The following is a 24,276-nucleotide window of genomic DNA, read 5'->3' on the forward strand; positions in this document are numbered from 1 at the left end:
CCTGTAAAATACAGAGAATTAGCAGCCTAGAACATAGTGTTTTTATTAAGTTCCCATTTTAAGGGTTCAGTGCCTAAGTCAATTTTGCGTTTTTTTATTACTATTGTTTATGGGAATTTAGGGAATTGATCAAAATCAGGGTCGCGTTTTTCTTTAAATGCGTCACGACCTTCTTTCGCTTCATCAGTAGTGTAATAAAGTAATGTAGCATCCCCAGCCATTTGTTGTAAACCAGCTAAACCATCTGTATCTGCATTCATTGCAGCTTTTAAGAAACGTAGAGCTGTTGGAGAATGTTTCATTATATCTTTACACCAAGCAACTGTTTCGTCTTCTACTTTATCTAAAGGTACTACAGTATTAACTAAGCCCATTTCTAATGCTTCTTGAGCATTGTATTGACGACATAAATACCAAATTTCACGTGCTTTTTTGTGGCCTACGATACGAGCTAAGTATCCAGAACCATAACCAGCATCAAATGAACCTACTTTAGGTCCAGTTTGACCAAAGATTGCATTATCTGCAGCAATTGTTAAGTCACATACTATATTTAATACGTTACCCCCACCAATTGCATAACCTCTAACCATTGCAATAACTGGTTTAGGAATAACACGAATTAAACGTTGTAAATCTAATACATTTAAACGAGGGATTTGGTCTTCGCCAACATAACCGCCATGTCCACGTTTCTTTTGATCTCCACCTGAACAAAATGCTTTATCACCTTCACCTGTTAAGATAATAACAGAAACATTTTGATCATCACGGGCTCTTGTAAATGCATCAATCATTTCAGCTACTGTTTTAGGTGTAAATGCATTACGTACTTCTGGACGGTTAATTGTTACTTTTGCAATTCCTTCGAAGAATTCATATTTAATTTCATCATATTCTTTTAGTGTTTCCCACTGTCTAGTCATTTTGCTCCTCCTTAAAAAAACCTAATACTATTGTATCAAATTCCGCTTCATCTTCCACATGAATTGTATGACCTACATTTTCAAAAATATGGATTTGATGATTTTTAATTTCTTGCGACATTTTTTTAGCAGTATTAACGAATTTTTCATCTAATTCTCCTGCTAGAATAAGACATTCACTTTTTATATGCTTAATATCTTCCCATAAATTAGGCATACTCCCAGTTCCGTAATCTCTTAAGGCTTTCGCTAACTTATTAGGGTCTTGTGCAAGACGCATACGACGCATAGCCTGCTTTTTATTGTCATCTAATTGATATTGTGTTTGAAATAAAGGGAGTTTTTCCCAGTCATTTACAAACACTTCTATCCCAGCTATTTCTAATACACGTCCACGTGCTTGATCGATAGCCTGTCTTTCTTTACGTAATGTTTCGTCAGCAATACCTGGTGACGTACTTTCTAATATTAATTGTTTAATTTCGTATTGACCATGTATTGCATAATAAAGTGCTACGCGTCCCCCCATTGAATAACCTAATAAACTGAATTTATATTTCTCAAATTGAGATAAAACTCGATTCATTTGTTCAGTAATATAAGGAAAGTCCCACATTTGATTTGTAGGTGAATCATCTTTACCATGTCCCGGTAAATCAATGGTTAACACATTACATTGAGTGAGAAGCGTCTCTATATGATTCGTATAAGTTTGGCTATCACTAATAAAACCGTGAAGTAAAATTAATAATTGATTACTTGGATGCTCAGATTTATAAAAATTATAATGTAACATTTAAGATTTCACTCAATTTCTTATATAAAAGTTGATGTTGTTCTAAGTTATCTTCACGATTTGTAAGAATTTCATATATATATGAATTCATGTTCGAAAATGATACTTGAGAAAAATCGGTAACGCTATTCAAACGTTTAAATGAAAAATCATATAACATGGCAGTATACTCAAAATTTAGTCCAGTTGGTGTGCCAAATAAACGTTCAAAGTATTGTTCTGCTGATGTTTTTTGAGGTAAATAAGAGAATATGCCTCCACCATCGTTGTTGAGTATGACAATATTAATATGAATATCATTTAATTTAGCCATTAATAATCCATTCATATCATGATAAAACGCTAAGTCTCCAATCAATAATGTCACTTTTTTATGTACTGCCATACCTAAAGCAGTAGAAATAACACCATCAATACCATTTGCGCCTCGATTAGCATACACTTCTATTTCACTATCAAATAATAAATTATCTACATCACGAATTGGCATACTATTACTTACAAATAATGCATCATCTTTAGTTAGTTTTTGGATAAGTGTACTCACAAACGCTGACTCATCTGTCGCTTGAGAGATGTGTTGTGTGATTGCTTTACGAGATTGCACTTCTATAGATTGCCAATGTTCAATCCAATCCTTACGGTTTACTGTTGGTTCATTCACTAAATTTCTAAAGAAATCATTTGCTGATATTTCGTATGAGATATTGGGTGGCGTTGGAAACACATCAATTTTATCATTATTTTGAACTAATATTTGAAATGCATTCGATCGTGTAAGCCATTGATTTAATTTTTTAGAAATAACTGGTTTACCAACACGTATAATAAAATCAACATCGATATCTAAATGAGAACGATACAATAAATCATATGTTGTAATGACATTAGGATGGTTAAACTTACGTAATTGACTAAGTGGATCTGCAAGAATCGGTAAGTCATGAATTGTAGAGTAAGTTAAAATTTGATCGACTGCTTGATGCTGCATATCACCTACAATGATAAGACCTTTTTTTGCTTTTAAGACATCTTGTATGTCTTGTATATCTATATTTTTTTGATAATGAGGCAATATTTTATGTTCAGATTTTAAATCCTCAGTCATTTCAAGATCTGGTGTTAGCGGTTCTCTAAACGGCAAATTAAAATGTATCGGGCCTCGATGTGGACCGTATAAATATTGACTTGCAATTTGCATTTGATAATAGAGAGTGTTGAGCATTTCTTGACTACCATCTGCTACGGGCATATCAAATTGGAAGTTAATATAATTTGCGAACATATTCACTTGATTAATCGCTTGTGGTGCGCCTACACTTCTAAGTTCATGTGGACGATCGCTAGTCAATACTATAAGTGGTATGCGACTAATTTGACTTTCTGCTATAGCTGGCGTGTAATTAGCTGCCGCTGTTCCAGAAGTACATAAAATCGCTACTGGACGTTCGCTTCCTTTAATTAATCCTAAAGCAAAAAAAGCTGCACTACGTTCATCAGGGTGTATCCAAGTCTTAATATTTGGATGCGCTTCAAATGCAATTGCTAAAGGAGTCGAACGTGAGCCTGGACTAATAACAACTTCTCGCACACCATAGGCATATAACTCCGCTGCAAATGTGTAAACTTGTTTAGTTAAAGCTTCTTTATGATTCATTTTTATTCACTACTCCTAAAGCATTCATCATTGGTGAAAATTTCACCGATGTTTCTTCAACTTCACTATCAGCATTAGAATCTTTTACAATGCCACATCCTGCAAATAAAGTTGTTTGGTTTTGTTTAATTAGCATAGAACGAATAGCTACTATAAATTCACAATCATCATCTATATTGATATATCCGACTGGAGAACCGTATAATCCTCGTGTACCAAATTCATTTTTTTCAATATAATCAACTGCTTCTTTTTTAGGATAACCACCTAATGCAGGTGTAGGATGCAATTCGTCAATTAAATTAATATACGAATTATTTAATAATTTCCCTTTTATTTCAGTATACAAATGATACATGTGATCATTTTTTAAAATGTTAGGCTTTTGATTGTACTCTACATTTTCTACATAAGGTTCAATATCATGTAAAATACTTCTAACAACAAATTGATGTTCACCTAAATTTTTCTTATCTTGTAGAAATGCTTGCACATTTTTTTCATCTTTTTCAGCATCTTGTGTACGAGAAATGGTTCCTGCTACAGCCTTTGTAGATAATACACCGTCCTCAACTTTTAATAATTGTTCTGGTGTTTGAGAAAAGAAAACAGATTGGTTAGACTCTAAAATAAACAGATAACTATTTTTTTCATTGCTTAACGCACGATTAAGTACATAAGGAATACTAATTGGCTTATCAAACTTAATCAAACGTCGTCTCGCAAGCACTACTTTTTTATCTTCATTAAGTTGTTCAATCGTATCACTTACAAGATCTTTCCATTCATCAACATAAATATCTTCCATGCGTGTTACATTGCCTAAAGATGACTCTTGCCCTGTCATATCGACTTGAGTATTTTCAAAATAATTAATGATTTGCTTTAATTTTTCTATTTCAAACTGTGTTTTTTCCACTGTATACGTTAAAATGGTTTGATTATTAACTGAAGAAATGAGTACTTCAGGTACAACAAAATGATTAATTCCAAATTCACGCCATTCATCATCAGATTTATGATTTGAAAATTGGAATCCTCCTACTGTTTTAAGGTGATGCTTTTGCGTATTAAAATGAATTAATTCTACATCGTTTCTAAATTTTTCCCATTCCCGAAAGATAGATTGTTTATTTTCAAAGTTATTCTTAAATCTTTGAATTGCATGATAGCCGAAAAATGAAGACATATTATCATTTAATCGCAAATAAAATCGATCTCCTGCTTGTTTTTCAGTTAAATAAAATAATTCACTTGGTGTTAAAGATTTATTTAACACGACTTCGACAGAAACCCAGTTTTTATTGCTTTCATATATAGATTCGATAATTTTGTCTTCCATTAGGTTGACAGCCATTCATTTCACTTCTTTCATTATCTATTTTTATTCATTACAGTATTGTAACATTTTTCGTTATTCAGCGTATCATAATTGCTTAATCAATTTAGAGAAATATTTCACGTTGATTGACCTTTCTTATCTATTCCTTTAAAATACATATGTTAAAACTTTATATTATAAGAGGTAGATTACATTATGGTAGATCAATATCAACAATATTCTACTGTTAGAAAATATTGGCATTTAATGAGACCTCATACTTTAACCGCGTCTATTGTACCTGTATTAGTAGGAACAGCGACAGCTAAACTTTTCTTACTAGGCAGTCAAGATCATATTAAATTCAGCTTATTCTTAGCAATGTTAATCGCATGTCTTTTAATTCAAGCAGCGACTAATATGTTCAATGAATACTATGATTTTAAAAAAGGATTAGACGATCATACATCTGTAGGTATCGGTGGCGCAATTGTTCGAAATGGTATGAGTCCTAAACTTGTCATGAATCTAGCAATTGCATTTTATATTATTGCCGCTTTACTTGGTATATATCTAGCTGCTAATAGTTCATTTTGGATTATTCCAGTTGGTATTGTATGTATGGCAATTGGTTATTTATATACTGGGGGACCTATTCCTATTTCATGGACACCATTTGGTGAATTATTTTCTGGATTATTTATGGGTATGATTATCATCTTACTTGCTTTCTTTATTCAAACAGGTAATGTTAACGGTTTTGTTGTTTGGATTAGCTTACCTATTGTGATTACAATAGGCTTAATTAATATGGCTAATAACATTCGTGACCGCGTTAAAGATAAAGCAAGTGGTCGTAGAACCTTACCTATTTTATTAGGTAAAAAAGCTTCTATTATGTTTATGGCAGCAATGTATATTTTAGCTTATTTAATCGTAATATTTACTGCTTTATTCAAATCAGGTGGCTCATTGTTCTACTTGTTAGTATTATTCTCATTCCCAATGCCAATTAAAGCGATTCGCCGTTTCAATAAAAATGATACCCCAGCAAGCATGATGCCAGCAATGGCAGCGACTGGTAAAACTAATACAGTCTTTGGTATTTTATACGCTTTAGGTATTTATATCAGTGCCCTCTTAGGCGGTATCTAACTTATTTTAACTAGCATTGTTTTTTAACAATGCTTTTTTTATCTTTTATATATCATATGCAGATAATTATGGTCATATAAATTAATATCCTCGACCCATTTAAAACCTAGTCGTTTATACAGTTTAAGTGCTTTCTCATTATTGTAATCACAATTTAAACTCCATTTTTTTTTAGAATCTTGAGTAATCAAATATTCAAATAATTGTGTAGCAATACCTTGCCCTCTATAATCAGGCGATGTGACCACAGCTTCAATATACCACTCATCATTTTTGGCTTCTTTTACAGGCAAAGGTGTCCCAATTCGTCTGATATCTTCTTCAAGAGGCAGTAGATTCCATTGCTGTTCAAACTCCATTTCTTTCGAACCGTCATAAGCGATAATACAGCCAACCACTTCATTATTTTTTTCATATACCCATATATTTTTATAATAGGTACGATAATGTACATTGACTATACTAAGTTCGAGCAAATTGATTATACGCTTTTCAGAAATCTCCTTTACAATGTCAAGTTCCATATCTTTCCATATTAAATAATAAAGTTTTGCAATTTGCTTATTGTCACTCGGTGTCGCTTTTCTTATCATTATTTATCCCTCCATTTATATCATACTCATATTCTTACCAAAAATTAAATATTATAGTAAGTATAAACTGATTCTTTTATAAGTGACATTCTTGATTTTAATCATAAATTACTTACAATATGAAAATAAGGAGGCATCCATAATATGAGAGTAAACAAAACATTATATGTATTATGTGCATTGTTCTTAGGTGGTGTTGGGATTCACAAGTTCTATGCGGATAAAGTTGGACAAGGCGTATTACATTTGGTCTTTTTTTGGACACTTATACCAACAATTATTTCGATTATTCATGGTATTATCATTATTTTTACTACTAAAGCTGATAATAATGGATATATTTTTATACCCAGATAAAAACAATCGAAAGTATTTAAACTTTATTCTTTATTCTTTAAATTAAAGAAAATGGGGTATAAATTAATAATAGTTTTAAAAAGGAGAAATGTGACTATGAAAAACTTTATTAAACGTATTGTGAGAACAATTATTACAGGATATGTTTTAAAATGGATTAAAAATAAAATAGAAGGAAATTCAAAAAGAAAATAATTTAAAAAGGTCTATTCACTTTATTTTAGAGAATAGACCTTTTTATAATGACTCATTGGAACTGGATTTACTCATTGAGAAATGCCTCCAAATGTTTTAATTCAGTAGTATATGTTTTAAAATCATCTTCGTTTCTATTGACCAATGCCTCATCAATTAATGTTACAAGTTGTTTCTTTCTTTCTAAACGTAAAGCTTCGTCAATAACAAGTTCTACACCTAAATCATTTACCGTCGTTACAAACTCTTCCAACATTGTATGTTTGACATTTGTATTGTAATACATAACATCCACTGCCTTTCTATTAATTTAAAAATAGTATACAAGCTTTCCATTCTGAAATCAATGAATATTCAGACTTTTCTAAATAAATAAGTGTAATTTTATTTTAAAAAACTAACTTGACAACATATTATTTTTTTATATAATAATTTTATATTATTAATCATTCTTTTGTGTTTAATAATAAATAATTAAATAAGGAGCTGATCTTATGACTCAGTTCAATAAATCTCCTAATACGATTTATGTCATACGTAAAGGTGATATGGTGATTAGACCTACATTTGACGATCATCAACAACCAAATGGTTCAGAAATCCTCAAATTCGATACCTCACGAGAACTAAGTCCTTTTAAAACTCAAAAAATTATTGAACGATCTTGTAGATTTTATGGCAATAACTATTTAAGCAAGAAAGCTGAAACTCAACGTATTGCTGGAATTACTAGTAAACCTCCTATCCTTCTCACCCCATTATTTCCAACTTACTTTTTCCCAACGCATTCAGACCGTTTAGAAGAAAATATGTGGATTAATATGCATTATATTTCTGATATTAAACCATTAAAAAATAGAAAGAGTAAAATTATCTTTGCTAATCAAGAAACACTAACATTAAATGTATCTTTTCATAGTTTATGGCACCAATATTCTAATTCTATTTTCTATTACTATATGATTGATAAACAAGCAAGAATGAAATCTAACAATCCAGATATGCCAATAGATTATGAAAAAACGTCTTTAAACATTTTCGAGGCACTTTCACACTATTCTTTATTACAAGATAAGTAGTTATACGTTTATTTTTAAAATATACGGAACGATTATATTAATTTAGTGTAAATGTTCCGTATATTTTTCAAAGATAATCTCTTGCAAATTTTAAGATTATTGATATAATTATATTTGTGCTCATTAAAGAACACGTTATATTATTCCGCAGTAGCTCAGTGGTAGAGCTATCGGCTGTTAACCGATCGGTCGTAGGTTCGAATCCTACCTGCGGAGCCATATGGAAACGTACTCAAGTTGGCTGAAGAGGCGCCCCTGCTAAGGGTGTAGGTCGCGAGAGCGGCGCGAGGGTTCGAATCCCTCCGTTTCCGTCATTTAGAGCCTGAGACATAATTAAATGTCTCAGGCTTTTTTAATATGTTTGTATTCGATAACCGAATTGAAAATCCCCTTGCATCAAGCTTTTTTCAATATTAGTGGAGCTCAAGCAAAGAGACTTTTATTAAAAAACTCTTCGGACAACGCAAGCTGAGGTTCAGGGCGCAGTAAGGGACGACGAATTCAAAATGAATTCTATCTTGCTCCCTTTTTATTTATATTAATACGCCATCAACTTTAATATACTGTCTTTATCTATATCCCCGAAATAATGATAAAAATCATAATTTTCCATAGCCTCTTTAATATGTTCATAATCATGTGATGTACCTATCAAGGTTTCTTCTAATTCATTGACATTTCCTTCTCCAAAGAAATCGCCAAAGATTTTAGCATGTTCAATTTTTCCTTTTTTGACATCAAATTTAATTTGGATAAATCCTTTTTCAAATTTCTCGTCACGTTCAAAATTGTATTTAGGATTTTTACCGTAATTCCAATCCCAAGTGCGATATTTTTCATTGCTTAATTGCTTAATATTATTCCAATCTTCTTCCGTTAAATGATATTCCTCTACTTCATGTTCACCAAAGAGTGTTCTTAAAATAATTTGCTTAAATTGATCGATTGTAATAGGTTCATCTAAAAATTCTTCAATATTTGCTACACGTTTACGTACAGACTTCACACCTTTAGATTGAATTTTTTTAGGATTCACTTTTAATGCATTTTGCACTTCTTCTAAATCACTATTTAGCATTAATGTGCCATGACTAAACATTCGATCTTTAACTTTAACCATCGCATTGCCAGAAATTTTAGCTGATCCTACTTGAATATCATTGCGACCAGTCATTTCTGCATCTACCCCCATAGATTGTAAAGCTTGAACGATAGGCTCAGTAAATTTTTTAAAATTATGAAAACTGTTACCATCATCATTCGTCACAAAGCTAAAATTTAAGTTTCCTTTGTCGTGATACACGGCCCCTCCTCCAGAAATTCGTCGTACGACATGTATGTGTTGCTCATCTACATACTGCTTATTGACTTCTTCAATTGTATTTTGATTTTTACCTACAATAATTGATGGATCGTTAACATAAAATAAAAAATAACTATCGTCTGATGGTAAATGTTTAAGTACATATTCTTCCATAGCTAAGTTAATTGTAGGATCAGTAATATTATTATTACTTACAAATTTCATTGCACTCACCCTTCTCTCTTTTTTTTTATATAGTAATCTATAATCGATTATTTAACTTAATTATGTCATTATTTTCCTAAATAATATAATATTTTCTATTTTAGTATATATTTGTTTATTTGTAGTGTAAATTTTAGTACAATATAATCTAGCTATGATTTGAGGAGGACTCGACATGACTGTTGCAGAAGTTGGAAATATTGTAGAATTTTATGACGGTTTAAGAGGCCGTGTTGAAAAAATTAATGATAATTCAGTTATTGTTGATTTGACAATAATGGAAAATTTTAATGAACTGGATTTACCTGAAAAAACAGTTATTAATCACAAACGATACAAAATCGTTGAATAAGAAGGTTAATATTAAATGAAAAATACATCTAAACCCTTAATTTGGTTTGTTGCAAGTTTTATTGTATTTCATCTCATCTTATTTATAATGTGGGGAGAACATCAAGAATATTGGTATCTATATACTGGTATCATGTTAATTGCTGGCATTAGTTACGTATTTTATCAACGTGATATCACATCAAAGCGTTTACTAACCTCTATTGGTGTGGGAGTGATAACAGGTGTTGTATTAGTTATTGTACAACTTGTATTTTCACTTATATCGTCACAAATCACTTATATCGAATTAATTAAAGAATTATCAAGAACAGGCGTATATTTTAAATGGCAGATGTTAGTCACTATCTTATTTGTTATCCCTTGTCATGAGTTATATATGCGTGCTGTCTTACAAAAAGAGTTAGATAAATATAGACTACCTCGCTGGCTAACAATTTTAATACCTGCGTTATGTTCTAGTTCTTTATTTATCTATCTTGATAAATGGTGGATTGTTATTTTTATCTTTATAGCTCAAGTAATATTATCATTGAGTTATCAGTATACAAGACGTATTGTTACAACGTCTTTAGGTCAAATCGTTGCCATCATTTTATTACTTATTTTTCATGGATAAAAAACCTTTTCTTAGAAGAAAAGATTTTTTGATGATATCACTGTTTATTTTAACAACAACATTCTTTTTCGATTTAACAAATAATAATCTATATAAAAAAGGAGTGAAACAATGAATTTTGATTCACTCCTTTTTTTAGTTTATCCAATTTGAATTCTTTCTTTTGGATAACTAAATTTATCAGGTTCTTTACGACCAGATATCATAATAATAAATGATATTAAACCAACACGTCCTATAAACATAAGTATCATTAAAACTACCTTGGTAATACTACTAATATTATCTGTTACACCAAGTGATAAACCACATGTTCCAAATGCAGACATGACTTCAAAAAATACTTGTAAGAAAGATAAATTATTGGCTTCTGCTGCTAATATAATAATCATACTCACAAAAGTAAATACTGTCGCCATTATAAACACAGCAAAAGAACGTTGTATATCGATGGTATGAATTTCTCTATTGAAAACTTTAATCGCTGATTTTTCTGCATTGTTATTAAAGTTGATTACAAATAAAATGAGTATCGCAAATGTTGTTGTTCGAATACCTCCTCCTACTGAACTTGGAGAAGATCCAATGAACATGAGAATACTCATAATAACATTTGTTGCATCACTAAAGTGTGTTACATCAATAGTTTGTAACCCAGCACTACGTGTAGTCGCAGATTGAAATAGCGCGTAGAATAAAGATTGATGCCAACTAAATCCTTTAAATGCATGATGATATTCTAATGCTAAAATAGATAAAAATCCAAATATAAATAAGAAAAAGTAAGTGGTGGTTGTAATTTTAGTAAATAAAGAAAATCTAAAATGGCTTACTCTGTTTCTTATATAGGCTCTGATTTCAAGTAATACTGGAAAACCAATTGACCCAAGAATAATTAAAAACATTACAATGGTTTGTACGAAGTAATCCTTAGCATATGGTACTAGAGATTGACCCGTAATATCTAATCCACCATTAGTAGTAGCTGAAATAGATACAAACAAGCCTTGCATTAATGCATTTTTCAAATCAGGATTATCTCTGTAAAAATAAAACGAAAGCAAGAGCGCTCCAACAATTTCGATAGTCATGATTGTTTTAATAATTTCAATAATAAGCTTGACTGTCCCACTCATTGTGTCTTTATTATTATCAAGCATGATAAGTTGACGTTCGCGCATACCAATATGTTTACCAAGTACTACCCACAATACTGTACCAATCGCCATTACACCTATACCACCGATATTTAAGATAATCAAAATGATAAGTTGGCCAAATGATGAGTAGGTGTCAATGATACTGACTGGCGTTAAACCAGTAACACTAATTCCAGATACAGCTACAAATAACGTATCTATAGGACTTACCTTCACACCAGGTTTGTGTACAAAAGGTAAATTGAGTAATAAAAATGCAACGACAATTGCAATTAAATAATATAAAACAATACCTTGTTGAGGCGTTGATTTTTTGAATAATTTACTGAAAATAGACATTAGTTTGTCACCTCAATGTCATTTCAAATTAATTTCTATATCTTGAATATTTCCATCTCTATAAATTTTAGCCGATAACGTTTTTAAATCTTGTCTATGGTTAAAAAGGATGTGTCTATACTGTAAATTATCTTTTAATGTATTACCTTCTAATTCTACAATGACATCACCAATTTTTAAACCTGATTTTTTACCTAAACCGTCATCTTTTAATTTTTTCACTAAAATTCCATACTTTATATCATTAGGTAATTTTAAAAGTGAACGTTCATAATTATTTAAATCATTTACATTTTCTAATGCTATTCCAGTATTGGGATAAGTTACTTTCCCATTTTTCTCAAGCTCTTTAGTGACTGATTTAGCTTCATTAATTGGAATTGCAAATCCCATTCCTTCTATACTTGGCATATTAATTTTTAATGAGACGATACCAATAAGATCACCTTCTTTATTGACTACAGCTCCACCTGAATTCCCTGGATTGACGGAAGCATCAATTTGAAACGTTTGTATCAATTCATCATTTTTATTATCTTTATCAAAATCAACAGGAACCAATCGATGGAGTCCTGAAATAATACCTTTAGATACAGTATTTCTAAAGTCTTCTCCAAGAGGATTACCTACAATTAATATAGACTCTCCTAAAATTAATTTGTCTGAATTTCCAATATGAATAGGTTTAATATTTTTGTCATTAATATTTGCTTTCACTACTGCAATATCTGACCATTTATCTTTACCAACAACTTCACCTTTTACACTTTTGTTTTCTCCATATGTAATCTTAACGTTATCCGCATCTCCAACGATATGCGTATTCGTTAATACAAAAAAAGTATCGCCTACAGTTTTGTAGACGACACCTGAGCCAAGTTCCTTATCTGATTTTGAATTTGTTGCTTGTGCTGAAGTATTCTTAGGTGCGTCACTTTCTACTGTTACCACTGATTTGACAGTATTATTAGCGTTTTTCATAGTTGTTGTGTACTTCTTATCTTGTGTATGTGTTTGATTTGAGTGTTGCTCTTGAGAAGGTTCAGTAAAAATGGCTTTTACTAAAACTAAAATTAATATTAAAGCAATTGCAATTAAAATTTTAATCCAATGTTCTTTTAAAAATTCAACGACTTTATTTTTCTTATCATTTGATGGTTGTTCATATGATTCATGATGCTGTTGATCTGATACATTTCCTGTCATATTCTCATTAGAATTAGATAAAGGATTTGGTTGTTCATTCTTAGTATGCTCTACTTGAGTTGAAGTTTGTTCTTTCTCAATACGAATTGACTCTTTTTTTGTTGGTTCCTTATCCTTCTGTGAGTAATCTGCTTCTTGTGTTACTGTAGAATGATTAGATCGGTTTTTTGTTGTATCATCATAATGCTTGTCTTTTTTAGACTTTGGAAGAGATTCATTATTTTTATTCAATCTACTATATGTTGTTTCTAAAGGTTCAGTCGATTCATTTTCACTTTCCGAACCATTGCTTAAGATTGTCTTTTGCTGTTTTAAATCATCATTATGTATATCTTCTTTTTTAAGTTCTTGTTCTTTAGCTAAAGTTGAATGATGCTCAATATTTCTCTTAGCTGTTTTTGATGCATCTCTTTTTGATCGTAATTTAGCTAAATGTTGTTGTTGTTGAATTTCTTCTTGTGTTAATTTCTCAATTCTTGCTTTTCTTAAATTGTCTTTGACACGTTCTTCATTTACTTTTGCTTGCTGTTGTTCTTTTTCCGCTAAATGTTCACGTTTTTGTCTTTCACGTTCAATACGTTCCTCACGTTCTTCATTATGAAAGTATTCGTGACGTTTACGCCCATATTTACTGCGCGGTATCACTTGCTTTTTATCATTATCCAAAGATGCCCACTCCTAACCTTGAAATCACAATGTATATAACTAAAAAATGATTTACTTTTATGTGGTTATATATCTATATAAATTTATTTATACATTACTTAAATTTTAATATCATTAGTGTTAATAAGCAAATGATTGTTAAATATTTAATAAATAAAAAACCTTTTGAAGTCTCTTATGAAAAAACTTCAAAAGGTATCGATTACAACTAATGCTCAGCATTCTTTTTATTTCTTCGTACTGATGTTAACCATCCAATGATAACTAATAAGATCATTACAGTCCAGAAGATTGCTTGCCATAATGTACTATGTGGGAAGTCTTCTGGTAATACGGCGATGTCTGGATGAGCTAATACGATAACTACTAATTTAATACCTACCCAGCCAACAATTGCGAAAGCGGCACCTTCTAAACCTGGATATTTATTTAATAAATTAACAAACCATGTTGCTGCAAAACGCATTAAAATAACACCAATCATACCGCCAATGAACATGACTCCAAATTGGCCTAAATCCATGCCACCAAAATGAATACCCATTTTAGGAAGTGTCACTGCAATAGCCATCGCTGCTAACATAGAATCAATTGCAAAAGCAATGTCAGCAAACTCTACTTTAAATACAGTAGCCCAAAATTTTCCAGCACTTACTTTCTTTTCAGCGCCAGTTTCATCATAATGATGTTCATCCCCAACTTGTTCCTCTTCATCTTTCTTATGGAAGAAATTCCAAAGATTTCTAATAGACATGAAAATTAAGTATGCAGCACCTATTGCTTGAATAAACCAGAAATTCACAATAATACTAATTAAAAATAAAGCAATAAAACGGAAAACAAATGCTCCTAGTAAACCATAGAATAATGCCTTTTTACGCTGTGCTGGTGGTAAATGTTTAACCATTACTGCCATTACAACTGCGTTATCTGCTGCTAGTAATCCTTCTAAAAATACTAACACTAATATTACCCACAAATAAGGTAAAATTAAGCTTGGATCCATGAAAAGACAGCTCCTTTATTTATTTATACAAATAAAAAGACCTATGCTAATTCATAGCAAAGGTCTCACTTAGCAAATTTGCTCATTTTACCGGAAGTATCAACTTCGTAATGACGATAAAATGCTGAATTTAAGATGTTAGTAATATAGCACCTCAAATTCTCAAGTTACTCCCCTCTGACATTAAGTCATAGGTATTTATTTGTTAAGAGTATTATAACCAGATTTGGTATATATAAACAATGTTAAAGCTAAAAATATCGTATATCTTTATTATTATTTTATATTAAACCTTATATTGTCATTTTTTTATAATAAACTATATAGTTTAATATCTGGAAATTTTTCTTCAAACCAACGTGTAGCAAATTCATTTTCAAATAAGAAAACAAAATCATCATATCTGTCTTTTACTAAAATAGAACGTGACGTGTTCATTTTATCTTGAATATCTTCTTCATTTTCAATCCAGCGTGCAATTTTTCTACCTACAGGTTCCATTACTACATCTACATTATATTCGTTTTTCATTCTGTGTTCGAATACTTCAAATTGTAATTGGCCTACCGCGCCAAGAATGATTTGATTCGTATGAAGCGTTTTATAGTACTGAATCGCACCTTCTTGTACTAGCTGTTCAATTCCCTTATGGAAATGTTTTTGTTTCATTACGTTTTTAGCAGAAACTTTCATGAAAATTTCAGGAGTAAATTGTGGTAATTCTTTAAAATTGAATTTTTGTTTACCTCCGACTAATGTATCACCAATTTGGTAATTACCTGTATCGTATAATCCAATAATATCTCCTGCCACTGCGTGATTGACAGTTTCTTTATCATCTGCCATGAAAGAGGTAGAACGCGTAATTTTTTGTTTTTTATTGGTACGTTGTAGAGTCACATCCATACCTCTTTCAAATGCACCACTTACTACTCTCATAAAAGCAATTCTATCTCTATGTTTAGGATCCATATTCGCTTGGATTTTAAATATAAATCCTGAGAATTCATCATCAAATGGACTGACTTCAATTTCTTCATTTGTCTGACGTGCATTAGGCATTGGTGCATGATCTACATATGCATTCAAGAAATTCTGAACCCCGAAATTAGCTAATGCTGAGCCAAAGAATACAGGCGTTAAATCGCCATTTAATAATGCCTCATTATCAAACTTTTCGCCAGCTTCTTCAACTAACATAAATTCTTCAATTGCTTGTTCAAAAGCACTATCATTGTTGATTGCGTGATCTTCTTTTAGTTCATATTCATCATTTAAATGTAATACGTTCTCTTCATCTCTAAATGGTTCAATCGTTTTAGTGTCACGATCTATAATACCAAAGAAGCTTTGGCCCATTCCTATCGGCCAGTTCATTGGATACGTGTCAATATTTAATGTTTCTTCAATTTCTTCTAATAATTCAAAAGGTTCTTTACCTACACGGTCTAATTTGTTGATAAAAGTAAAGATAGGAATGCCTCTCATTTTACATACTTTAAATAATTTTAATGTTTGAGGTTCAATCCCTTTCGCACAATCGATGACCATTACTGCGCTATCAACCGCCATTAATGTTCGATATGTGTCTTCAGAAAAATCTTCGTGCCCTGGAGTATCCAAAATGTTGATTTTATAATCATCATAATCAAATTGCATGACCGAACTTGTTACAGAAATACCACGTTCTTGTTCTACTTTCATCCAGTCACTTGTTGCAAATTTCCCTGTTTTTTTCCCTTTTACAGTACCCGCTTCACGAATAGCACCACTAAAATATAATAGTTTTTCAGTTAGCGTCGTTTTACCAGCATCAGGGTGTGAGATAATAGCAAACGTCTTTCTTGATTCTATTTCTTCTTTTAAACTCATTCATTATTCTCCTTTAAATCCTTTATTATCCACTCAGATAACTGAGAAGCTATACGCAATGCTTCACTTTCTTCTTTAAATGTAAATAATTGCATTATTAACTCTTCATTTATTTCATGCTCATTTAGTTTTGCATTTAATTCTACAGACCAAAACATGTCAGGAATAGCTATCATATAATAAGAATGATGCACATTTTTATATAGATATACATTGATTATTTCATTTTGTTCAGAAAGTTGCTTAATGATCATTGTTTGATTTTCCAAATTTTTTATAAGCAGCTTCTAAACCAATTAAATCATCACGATGTGGCACTTTCACGTGTCCTGGCATAATTTGATAAGGTTCTCTACCTTTAGAAGCAAGTACAACTGTATCGCCTGGGTTAGCAACTTCAATGGCATGTTTAATACCTTCAGCTCGATCTTCAAATTCTACATAATTATGATGCGTTGCACCTTTAGCAAGTTCTGCAGTTAACATTTTAGGATCGTCATTTGCTGGATTGTCAGGCGTGAAAATAACATAATCTGCTCGACATGCAACAGCCCCCATTTCAGGCGTTTTTGTTAAATCGCGTTCGCCAGCCATACCCACTAAAAAGATGAGCTTTTGTTTAACAAATGGTTGCACTGCATCGATAAGTTTATTCATACCATCGGCAGTATGGGCATAATCAATAATTAAATCGATTGGGAGTGATGAATCTAAAACTTCTAGACGTCCTTCTACAGGTTCTAAAGATGTCACGACTTCTACGATATTTTTGAAATCGACTCCTTTACTCCATACTGCTATCATAGCTGCCATAAGATTTGAGATATTAAATTTACCCACATATGGAGATGAAACATGATATGTACCAAATGGAGTAGTAAAATCAAATTGCACGCCTTGTAAAGATTCTTTAATATTTTGAGCCATAAACTGTGCTTCGTTATCTATACTATATGTAAATATTTCAAATGGTGTCACCGTTTCTAAATATTTAGAGAAATCATCATCATTATTCAATACAACATACTTTTCTTTTGCTAAATCTTCACCTAATTGGCTAAATAATAACGACTTAGCATGTCCATATGCTTCCATTGTGCCATGAAAATCTAAATGATCTTGCGTTAAATTTGAAAAAATAGCTACATCAAATTCTACCCCTCTTAATCGTCCTAAAGCTAACCCATGACTTGATACTTCCATAGTCATTGCTTCAGCTTTGCTTTCTACAGCTTGCTTAATTTTCTTAGTAAGTAACACTGTTTCGGGAGTAGTATTTGCGCCTTTTGTTTTTTCTTCATTAATTTGAAATCCATTCGTACCTAGATATGCACTATTTTTGCCTAATCCCCTGTAAATTAAGTGAATCATCGTTGCAATTGAAGTTTTACCATTGGTACCAGTGACGCCAAAAGTTGTGAGTTGTTTACTTGGATAATCAAATAATGTATGCGCTAATATACTGGCTACTCTTAAAGTATCAGGCACAATTACTTGTGTTACTTCTCCTTTAACGTCTTGCTTACGGTTTACCACTATAATTTTAGTTCCTTGATCAATGACATTTTGACAAAATCTATGACTATCTACAGTATATCCTTTAGAAGCTACAAAGATACTTTCTTCATTAGCAGTTCGTGAATCTACAGTAATATCAGTAATATCTATATCTAAAGTTCCTATAACTTGTTTAACTTTTATTTTGTTGAACAACTCATTCGCATTCAAAATGTATCGCTCCTTTTTTTCAATATCTCTATTATACACATTTTAAAGTTGTTGATAAATTTATTCTTACTTTAAAAAAATAAACAAAGTCATAGTAAACAACAAAAATCCACCTTATACCGCAATTGATATCGAAATCAAATAACTTTTATATGTTCTATATTATTAATATTAATTCTAAGTTAATTATTTATAAATTTTTTCTTATCTTAGTGTATGAACCATACTTTTCACTTTTATAGTGCTAGGATAAGGGTATAAAGTTAAAGTAATCATTGTTCGAATATGCTATAATTTACTATAAATGAATTTTATGGGTTTCATGACTGAAATACATATTATTTATATCAGTATATATTATATTTTTAACTATAATACGTAATTCGATAGATTAAACTTAAATTATTGGAGGGTGACTATTTATGGTTACTCAAAATAAAAAAATATTGATTATTACTGGGTCATTTGGAAATGGTCATTTACAAGTGACACAAAGTATTGTCAATCAATTGAATGACATGAATCTATCTCATGTTTCTGTTATTGAACATGATTTATTTATGGAAGCACATCCTATTCTTACATCTATTTGTAAAAAATGGTATATCAATAGCTTTAAGTATTTTAGAAATATGTATAAAAACTTTTATTATAGCCGACCAGATGAATTAGATAAATGTTTTTATAAGTACTATGGTTTAAACAAACTAATTAACTTACTTTTAAAAGAAAAACCTGACTTGATTTTAATGACTTTTCCAACGCCTGTGATGTCAGTATTAACAGAACAATTTAACATGCGTATACCTATCGCAACAGTCATGACAGATTATCGCCTACAAAAGAACTGGATTACTCCAAATTCTCATAGATATTATGTGGCTACTGAAGATACAAAAGAGGACTTCGTAAATGTTGGTGTACCGTCATCTTTAATTAAAGTCACAGGTATCCCTATTTCCGATAAATTTGAAGCGGATATTAATCAACAGGCTTGGTTAAAAAAATATCATTTAAATCCTAAAAAACCTACTATTCTTATGTCTGCAGGTGCTTTCGGAGTATCAAAAGGATTTGAATATATGATAGAAAGTATCTTAGAAAAAAGTCCTCATTCTCAAGTTGTTATGATTTGTGGGAGAAGTAAAGGACTTAAACGTAATTTAGAATCTAGATTTAAATCCTACGATAACGTTCTCATTTTAGGTTATACAAAACATATGAATGAATGGATGGCTTCAAGCCAATTAATGATTACTAAACCAGGTGGGATTACGATATCTGAGGGTTTGACAAGAAGTATCCCAATGATTTTCTTAAATCCTGCACCGGGACAAGAACTAGAAAATGCATATTATTTCCAAGAAAAAGGATATGGTAGAATTGCTGATACTCCTGAAGATGCGATCGACATTGTCTCTGAATTAACACATGATTCGAATAAATTAGCTCTAATGACAAATACAATGCGTCGGGATAGAGTAGATTATTCAACTCATCGACTTTGTACCGATTTATTGAATATGCTCGATCACTCATCACAACAGCAAGAAATTTATGGAAAGGTGCCATTATATGCCAAGTTCTTTGTCAAACAATAAAAGTGTAAGTAAAAACTTTAAAATAATGCTCGTTATTTTGTTTTTAATGGAATTTGCTAGAGGAATGTACGTATTAAGTTATGTTAACTATTTACCTACTGTAACCTCTATCGCTGTAGCTGTGACTTCAGCAGCTCTATCTATTCATTTTATATCAGATGCAGCTACAAACTTTGTGATTGGTTTTTTATTAAAAAAATTCGGGACTAAAATTGTTCTTAATTTAGGCTTTTTATTAGCATTTTTAAGCTTGTTTCTAATTATTTTCTTTCCAGCCATTCCCATTATCATCATTATTAGTGCAATTATGCTAGGGATTGCAGTAAGCCCAATATGGGTTATCATGTTATCTAGTGTAGAAGAAAGTCAACGTGGCAAACAAATGGGTTATGTTTACTTTGCTTGGTTATTAGGTTTGCTTGTAGGCTGGGCATTTATGAATGTTCTAGTCAAAATACACCCAACACGCTTTGCATTCGTCATGTCCCTTGTCGTTATCATTGCATGGGTACTTTATTATTTTGTAGATGTAAAACTCACAAATTATAATACTAAGCCTGTAAAAGAACAATTAGGTCAAATTGTAGATGTAATGAAACGTCATATGGTTTTATTCCCAGGCATTTTACTGCAAGGTGCTTCAATTTCAGCTTTGCTTCCAATATTGCCGACGTATGCAACAAAAGTTGTCGGGGTAACAACAATTGAATACACTGTTGCCATAGCTATTGGTGGCATTGGTTGTGCAATATCAATGTTATTCTTATCTAAAATTATCGATAAAAATAGTATTGGCTTTATGTATACCATTATCTTTATAGGATTCATATTGTTTACGCTATTTATTTTTGGGCTTTCACTAGTTAATACTATTATTGTTGTTTGGGTAGTCGCCATCTTTATAGGTTTAATGTATGGTATTTTATTACCTGCTTGGAATACATTTATGGCTGGACATATCGACTCATCTGAACAAGAAGAAACTTGGGGCGTATTTAATAGTGTTCAAGGCTTTGGTTCGATGATTGGTCCTCTTTTCGGAGGTCTTATCGCTCAATTTTCAAATGGATTAAATAATACATTCTATTTCTCAGCTTTCATTTTCTTATTACTCGCTATTTTTTATGGAGCTTATTTTATTAAAAATATAAAGCACCAAAAACAGTCATAAAAAAGTCCCTTCAAAGTTTTCATTTTTTAAGGTCTACTTTGAAGGGGGCATATCACTTTCACGAAGAAAGTCTACAGCCAACGGTAAGTTGGGATTCGAAATCGGGGAGGGACAGAATTTATTTTAAATTCTGTCCCTCCCTTTTTTATATAAACTTTATGTTAATTTAAAAGTATCAACAACGTTCCATCTATCTTCACCTTCGTCGTAACGTAATAAAGAAAGTTCATCGATGGTTTCTCTATGGTCTACCCCTGCAAGCTTCACTTGGCCAAATATATCCTCAAATTCTTGACTCGTTAAACCTTGAGCAATTGTAAAATGAGGTACGAATGGATGATCAGCTTTACCATAAAATGCTTCCGTATTAAATGTATTAAATAACTTTTCTAATTCTTCTGTTTTTTCAACTTTAAAATAAATCACATTATTTGTCGGTTTAAAGCTTGAAGCTTTTGTCGCATGAACCTCTACTGGTTTGAATCCATTTAATTTTTGTTTAACTTCTTCTTTAAATGAATCTAAATCAGTTTCTTTAAGTTCAAAGTGAGGTTTAATCGTAATATGTGGCATAATACGTGCATACTCCGTATCATAACGCTTACGATAGCCATCTACTTCATCTTGGAATGATTTTGACGGAATAAGTGCTAATCCTATCTTCATTGAAATTCCTCCTTTGTTTAACATATCTCTATTATATCAAAATTCTATTTAATACGTTATTAGATACACTATTTTTGAAATGGTTTTCAAAAAATAGTAGTAAATATTAATATGTTTCATCATTACGTTTTAAAAAATAATATAGAATGTCTCCGAGCATGGGTTTCCAAGACTTCCAATTATGGCTACCATTAAATTCATTGTATACATAAGTGATACTATTATCCTGATTAATAAAATTTGACAGTTTTCTATTTGGCGTTAAAAAATCAGCCTTCTCACCAGTCGTTGGCAATTTAAAATCGCTTTCCTCTTTACCAATCGCGTGCCAAATCGTTAGTTTTTCACGTTGCTTACATGCTTCAAATTTTTCAAGAACAGTATTATCTGAATGCGGACTAAACATAGCTATTCGACTAAATATTGAGGGATACGTAAGTGAAGTAAGAAAGGCAATACTTCCAGCTAAACTATCTCCTATCAATAATCTAGAATTCCCCACCTTATATGTAGGAAACGTTTGATCAATAAAATACAATAGTTCTTTCCCCACTGACTGAATCGTCTTTTGACTACGACTGCCCTGAGGATGAAACTCTTCCCTACGTTTTTCAACATCTTCATAATGAAAACCAACAATAATGGCACGTTCAATATGTTGTTCCTTTCTAAGACGTTCATATTCGCGCTGAATTCTTCCGAATCGGAAAAAATCTAATCCATCAAAACAAATAATCACTTGATACTTAAATAATTCAGTAAAGTCTTCTGGAAGATAAATCGACAATGTGATATCTCTTTCTAGAATTTCACTATTTAAAATATATTTATTAATTTTTCCTGCTTTAAACTCTCCCATGTTATCCTCTCTCCTTTATATCTACTCATATTGTATCAATTTTATTGATGAGTGAAAGCGATATAAACGTTATAATAATCTTTTTTATTTTAGCTTTAATATATTTTTTACGAAAATTAATAATTTATCAATTAAATATTATAATATAATTCTTTTTTAGTTAATCAACTTTTCCTTTTTAACGTCTTTTATTTAAGATATACTTATTATTAATGAAATGATTACTTTAGGAGGAAGTAAGTCTATGCTTAATAAAGTATGGTTTCGAACTGGTGTTTTCTTAATCATCCTGTTCGTACTTATAAAATTATTCATGGAAGTGCATAGTGTATTCACACCAATAGCAACTATTATTGGTTCAGTGTTTCTTCCATTCTTGTTAAGTGGATTTTTATTTTATATCTGCTTACCTTTTCAAACACTTTTGGAAAAATGGGGTTTCCCACGTTGGGCAAGTATTTTAACTATCTTTATCGTATTAATCGCTATTATCGCTATCGTAGTAGCTTTCATTGCTCCTATTATTATTTCTAATGTTAATAATTTAATCAAAGCAACACCTACTTTACAACGTGAAGCAGAACAAGTGGTTAATTTCTCATTAAATCAAATGGATAAATTACCAAGTGATGTAACAGCAAAAATTAATTCAGCAATGAAGTCAATTAGTGACAGTTTAACTGATATTTTAGCGAATTCAATTACTTATATCACATCTCTTATTTCAACCATCTTCTTATTGATTATGGTACCGTTCTTCTTAATTTATATGTTAAAAGATCATGAAAAATTTATTCCAGCAATTGGTAAATTTTTCAAAGGGGAACGTAAAGTTTTTGTTGTGGATTTACTAAAAGATTTAAATTATACTTTGAAGTCATATATTCAAGGTCAAGTTACTGTAAGTTTCATCTTAGGTATCATTCTTTATATTGGTTATACCATTATTGGTTTACCTTATACGCCTTTACTTGTATTATTCGCTGGTGTAGCAAACTTAATTCCATTTTTAGGACCTTGGTTATCATTTGCGCCTGCTGCAATATTAGGTATTATCGATGGTCCATCAACATTTATTTGGGTCTGTGTTGTTACATTAATTGCACAACAACTTGAAGGTAATGTCATCACGCCTAACGTTATGGGTAAGTCATTAAGTATCCATCCACTTACAATCATCGTTGTGATTTTAGCTGCTGGGGATTTAGGAGGCTTCACACTTATTTTAATCGCTGTTCCACTCTATGCAGTATTAAAAACGATAGCAAGAAATATATTTAAATATCGTCAACGTATCATTGATAAAGCAAATAGCGATGTTAAAGATTAAACTAATGATTATTCTTATGAGTCTGGGACATAAAGTTTCTGAATAAGTGAAAAAAGACAATTTCTATTGAAATAATATAGAAATTGTCTTTTTTA

Annotated in this window: 24 protein-coding genes, 2 tRNA genes and 1 riboswitch; of the genes, 11 read left to right on the forward strand and 15 right to left on the reverse strand. The window is 31.2% G+C overall.

The window, feature by feature from the left end; translation table 11 throughout:
* Positions 1-107: 107 nt before the first annotated feature.
* The 4 genes from menB to AC2FB1_RS09755 are packed head-to-tail and all read right to left on the reverse strand — an operon-like array spanning position 108 to position 4,736.
* Positions 108-926, reverse strand: coding sequence for a 1,4-dihydroxy-2-naphthoyl-CoA synthase (gene menB, locus AC2FB1_RS09740; RefSeq protein WP_490675038.1), 819 nt, complete (start codon positions 924-926; stop codon positions 108-110).
* Positions 919-1,722, reverse strand: coding sequence for a 2-succinyl-6-hydroxy-2,4-cyclohexadiene-1-carboxylate synthase (gene menH / locus AC2FB1_RS09745; protein WP_490675039.1), 804 nt, complete (start codon positions 1,720-1,722; stop codon positions 919-921). Before menH ends, menB begins: the two co-directional genes overlap by 8 nt.
* The gene (gene menD, locus AC2FB1_RS09750) at positions 1,709-3,379 is read right to left on the reverse strand and encodes a 2-succinyl-5-enolpyruvyl-6-hydroxy-3-cyclohexene-1-carboxylic-acid synthase (RefSeq protein WP_490675040.1); all 1,671 of its coding nucleotides are present in this window, start codon (positions 3,377-3,379) and stop codon (positions 1,709-1,711) included. The genes menH and menD overlap by 14 nt, the downstream gene beginning before the upstream one ends.
* Entirely contained in the window at positions 3,369-4,736 is a 1,368-nt protein-coding gene (locus AC2FB1_RS09755; protein WP_490675041.1) for an isochorismate synthase, read from the reverse strand. Before AC2FB1_RS09755 ends, menD begins: the two co-directional genes overlap by 11 nt.
* Before the next feature lie 180 nt (positions 4,737-4,916).
* Here AC2FB1_RS09755 and AC2FB1_RS09760 point away from each other — a divergent pair, with 180 nt between their 5' ends.
* Entirely contained in the window at positions 4,917-5,855 is a 939-nt protein-coding gene (locus tag AC2FB1_RS09760) for a 1,4-dihydroxy-2-naphthoate polyprenyltransferase (RefSeq protein ID WP_490675042.1), read from the forward strand.
* A gap of 38 nt (positions 5,856-5,893) precedes the next feature.
* Here AC2FB1_RS09760 and AC2FB1_RS09765 read toward each other — a convergent pair whose 3' ends face one another.
* Positions 5,894-6,448 carry a GNAT family N-acetyltransferase gene (locus AC2FB1_RS09765; protein ID WP_490675043.1) on the reverse strand — a complete coding sequence of 185 codons (555 nt, stop codon included), beginning with the start codon at positions 6,446-6,448 and terminating at the stop codon, positions 5,894-5,896.
* A gap of 144 nt (positions 6,449-6,592) precedes the next feature.
* Here AC2FB1_RS09765 and AC2FB1_RS09770 point away from each other — a divergent pair, with 144 nt between their 5' ends.
* Positions 6,593-6,805, forward strand: a complete 213-nt coding sequence (locus tag AC2FB1_RS09770; RefSeq protein ID WP_475282417.1) for a TM2 domain-containing protein — start codon at positions 6,593-6,595, stop codon at positions 6,803-6,805.
* A 96-nt stretch (positions 6,806-6,901) separates the two neighbouring features.
* The gene (locus AC2FB1_RS09775; protein ID WP_017175792.1) at positions 6,902-7,000 is read left to right on the forward strand and encodes an SAR1012 family small protein; all 99 of its coding nucleotides are present in this window, start codon (positions 6,902-6,904) and stop codon (positions 6,998-7,000) included.
* A gap of 67 nt (positions 7,001-7,067) precedes the next feature.
* Here the strand turns inward: AC2FB1_RS09775 and AC2FB1_RS09780 are convergent, their stop codons facing one another.
* On the reverse strand, positions 7,068-7,286 hold the full coding sequence (locus AC2FB1_RS09780) for an IDEAL domain-containing protein (protein ID WP_490675044.1): 219 nt from the start codon (positions 7,284-7,286) through the stop codon (positions 7,068-7,070).
* A gap of 208 nt (positions 7,287-7,494) precedes the next feature.
* Between AC2FB1_RS09780 and AC2FB1_RS09785 the strand changes: the two genes are divergently transcribed.
* From AC2FB1_RS09785 to AC2FB1_RS09795, 3 genes are all read left to right on the forward strand, one after another.
* A complete protein-coding gene (locus AC2FB1_RS09785; protein WP_490675045.1) occupies positions 7,495-8,079 on the forward strand; it encodes a competence protein ComK in 585 nt (194 codons plus the stop codon).
* A gap of 144 nt (positions 8,080-8,223) precedes the next feature.
* Positions 8,224-8,298, forward strand: a tRNA-Asn gene (locus AC2FB1_RS09790).
* A 3-nt stretch (positions 8,299-8,301) separates the two neighbouring features.
* Positions 8,302-8,390: transfer RNA gene (locus AC2FB1_RS09795), tRNA-Ser, on the forward strand.
* 227 nt (positions 8,391-8,617) lie between these two features.
* Here AC2FB1_RS09795 and lplA read toward each other — a convergent pair.
* Positions 8,618-9,607 carry a lipoate--protein ligase gene (lplA, locus tag AC2FB1_RS09800; protein ID WP_490675046.1) on the reverse strand — a complete coding sequence of 330 codons (990 nt, stop codon included), beginning with the start codon at positions 9,605-9,607 and terminating at the stop codon, positions 8,618-8,620.
* A gap of 175 nt (positions 9,608-9,782) precedes the next feature.
* On the opposite strand from lplA, the gene AC2FB1_RS09805 reads away from it, so the two are divergent.
* Together AC2FB1_RS09805 and AC2FB1_RS09810 are read left to right on the forward strand one after the other, a co-directional pair.
* Positions 9,783-9,959: a YkvS family protein gene (locus AC2FB1_RS09805; protein ID WP_002448045.1), complete on the forward strand. Its 177-nt coding sequence runs from the start codon at positions 9,783-9,785 to the stop codon at positions 9,957-9,959.
* A 15-nt stretch (positions 9,960-9,974) separates the two neighbouring features.
* Entirely contained in the window at positions 9,975-10,577 is a 603-nt protein-coding gene (locus AC2FB1_RS09810) for a CPBP family glutamic-type intramembrane protease (RefSeq protein WP_490675047.1), read from the forward strand.
* 140 nt (positions 10,578-10,717) lie between these two features.
* Here the strand turns inward: AC2FB1_RS09810 and AC2FB1_RS09815 are convergent, their stop codons facing one another.
* The 6 genes from AC2FB1_RS09815 to AC2FB1_RS09840 all read right to left on the reverse strand — a co-directional run bounded on the left by AC2FB1_RS09815 (position 10,718) and on the right by AC2FB1_RS09840 (position 18,554).
* Positions 10,718-12,076 carry a TrkH family potassium uptake protein gene (locus tag AC2FB1_RS09815; protein WP_490675049.1) on the reverse strand — a complete coding sequence of 453 codons (1,359 nt, stop codon included), beginning with the start codon at positions 12,074-12,076 and terminating at the stop codon, positions 10,718-10,720.
* Positions 12,077-12,094: 18 nt separating this feature from the next.
* The gene (locus tag AC2FB1_RS09820; RefSeq protein ID WP_490675050.1) at positions 12,095-13,948 is read right to left on the reverse strand and encodes a S1C family serine protease; all 1,854 of its coding nucleotides are present in this window, start codon (positions 13,946-13,948) and stop codon (positions 12,095-12,097) included.
* Between the two features lie 208 nt (positions 13,949-14,156).
* Positions 14,157-14,954 carry a TerC family protein gene (locus AC2FB1_RS09825; protein WP_490675051.1) on the reverse strand — a complete coding sequence of 266 codons (798 nt, stop codon included), beginning with the start codon at positions 14,952-14,954 and terminating at the stop codon, positions 14,157-14,159.
* A gap of 55 nt (positions 14,955-15,009) precedes the next feature.
* Positions 15,010-15,142, reverse strand: a riboswitch (yybP-ykoY riboswitch).
* Positions 15,143-15,263: 121 nt separating this feature from the next.
* A complete protein-coding gene (locus AC2FB1_RS09830; RefSeq protein ID WP_490675053.1) occupies positions 15,264-16,826 on the reverse strand; it encodes a peptide chain release factor 3 in 1,563 nt (520 codons plus the stop codon).
* Complete coding sequence (locus tag AC2FB1_RS09835; protein ID WP_490675054.1) at positions 16,823-17,080, reverse strand: YueH family protein; 258 nt, start codon at positions 17,078-17,080, stop codon at positions 16,823-16,825. The genes AC2FB1_RS09830 and AC2FB1_RS09835 overlap by 4 nt, the downstream gene beginning before the upstream one ends.
* Positions 17,070-18,554: a UDP-N-acetylmuramoyl-L-alanyl-D-glutamate--L-lysine ligase gene (locus AC2FB1_RS09840; protein WP_490675055.1), complete on the reverse strand. Its 1,485-nt coding sequence runs from the start codon at positions 18,552-18,554 to the stop codon at positions 17,070-17,072. Before AC2FB1_RS09840 ends, AC2FB1_RS09835 begins: the two co-directional genes overlap by 11 nt.
* Before the next feature lie 422 nt (positions 18,555-18,976).
* Between AC2FB1_RS09840 and AC2FB1_RS09845 the strand changes: the two genes are divergently transcribed.
* The gene (locus AC2FB1_RS09845; RefSeq protein ID WP_490675056.1) at positions 18,977-20,155 is read left to right on the forward strand and encodes a diglucosyl diacylglycerol synthase; all 1,179 of its coding nucleotides are present in this window, start codon (positions 18,977-18,979) and stop codon (positions 20,153-20,155) included.
* Entirely contained in the window at positions 20,130-21,326 is a 1,197-nt protein-coding gene (gene ltaA / locus AC2FB1_RS09850; protein WP_490675057.1) for a lipoteichoic acid biosynthesis MFS flippase LtaA, read from the forward strand. The genes AC2FB1_RS09845 and ltaA overlap by 26 nt, the downstream gene beginning before the upstream one ends.
* Before the next feature lie 156 nt (positions 21,327-21,482).
* Here ltaA and AC2FB1_RS09855 read toward each other — a convergent pair whose 3' ends face one another.
* On the reverse strand, positions 21,483-21,992 hold the full coding sequence (locus tag AC2FB1_RS09855; protein WP_490675058.1) for a YjcG family protein: 510 nt from the start codon (positions 21,990-21,992) through the stop codon (positions 21,483-21,485).
* Positions 21,993-22,098: 106 nt separating this feature from the next.
* Positions 22,099-22,851: an esterase family protein gene (locus AC2FB1_RS09860; protein ID WP_490675059.1), complete on the reverse strand. Its 753-nt coding sequence runs from the start codon at positions 22,849-22,851 to the stop codon at positions 22,099-22,101.
* 244 nt (positions 22,852-23,095) lie between these two features.
* Here AC2FB1_RS09860 and cozEa point away from each other — a divergent pair, with 244 nt between their 5' ends.
* Positions 23,096-24,181, forward strand: a complete 1,086-nt coding sequence (cozEa, locus tag AC2FB1_RS09865) for a lipoteichoic acid biosynthesis protein CozEa (RefSeq protein ID WP_490675060.1) — start codon at positions 23,096-23,098, stop codon at positions 24,179-24,181.
* The last annotated feature ends 95 nt before the right edge of the window (positions 24,182-24,276 follow it).

The sequence above is a fragment of the Staphylococcus sp. CoH_129_LAB_1 genome (genome assembly GCF_058191515.1).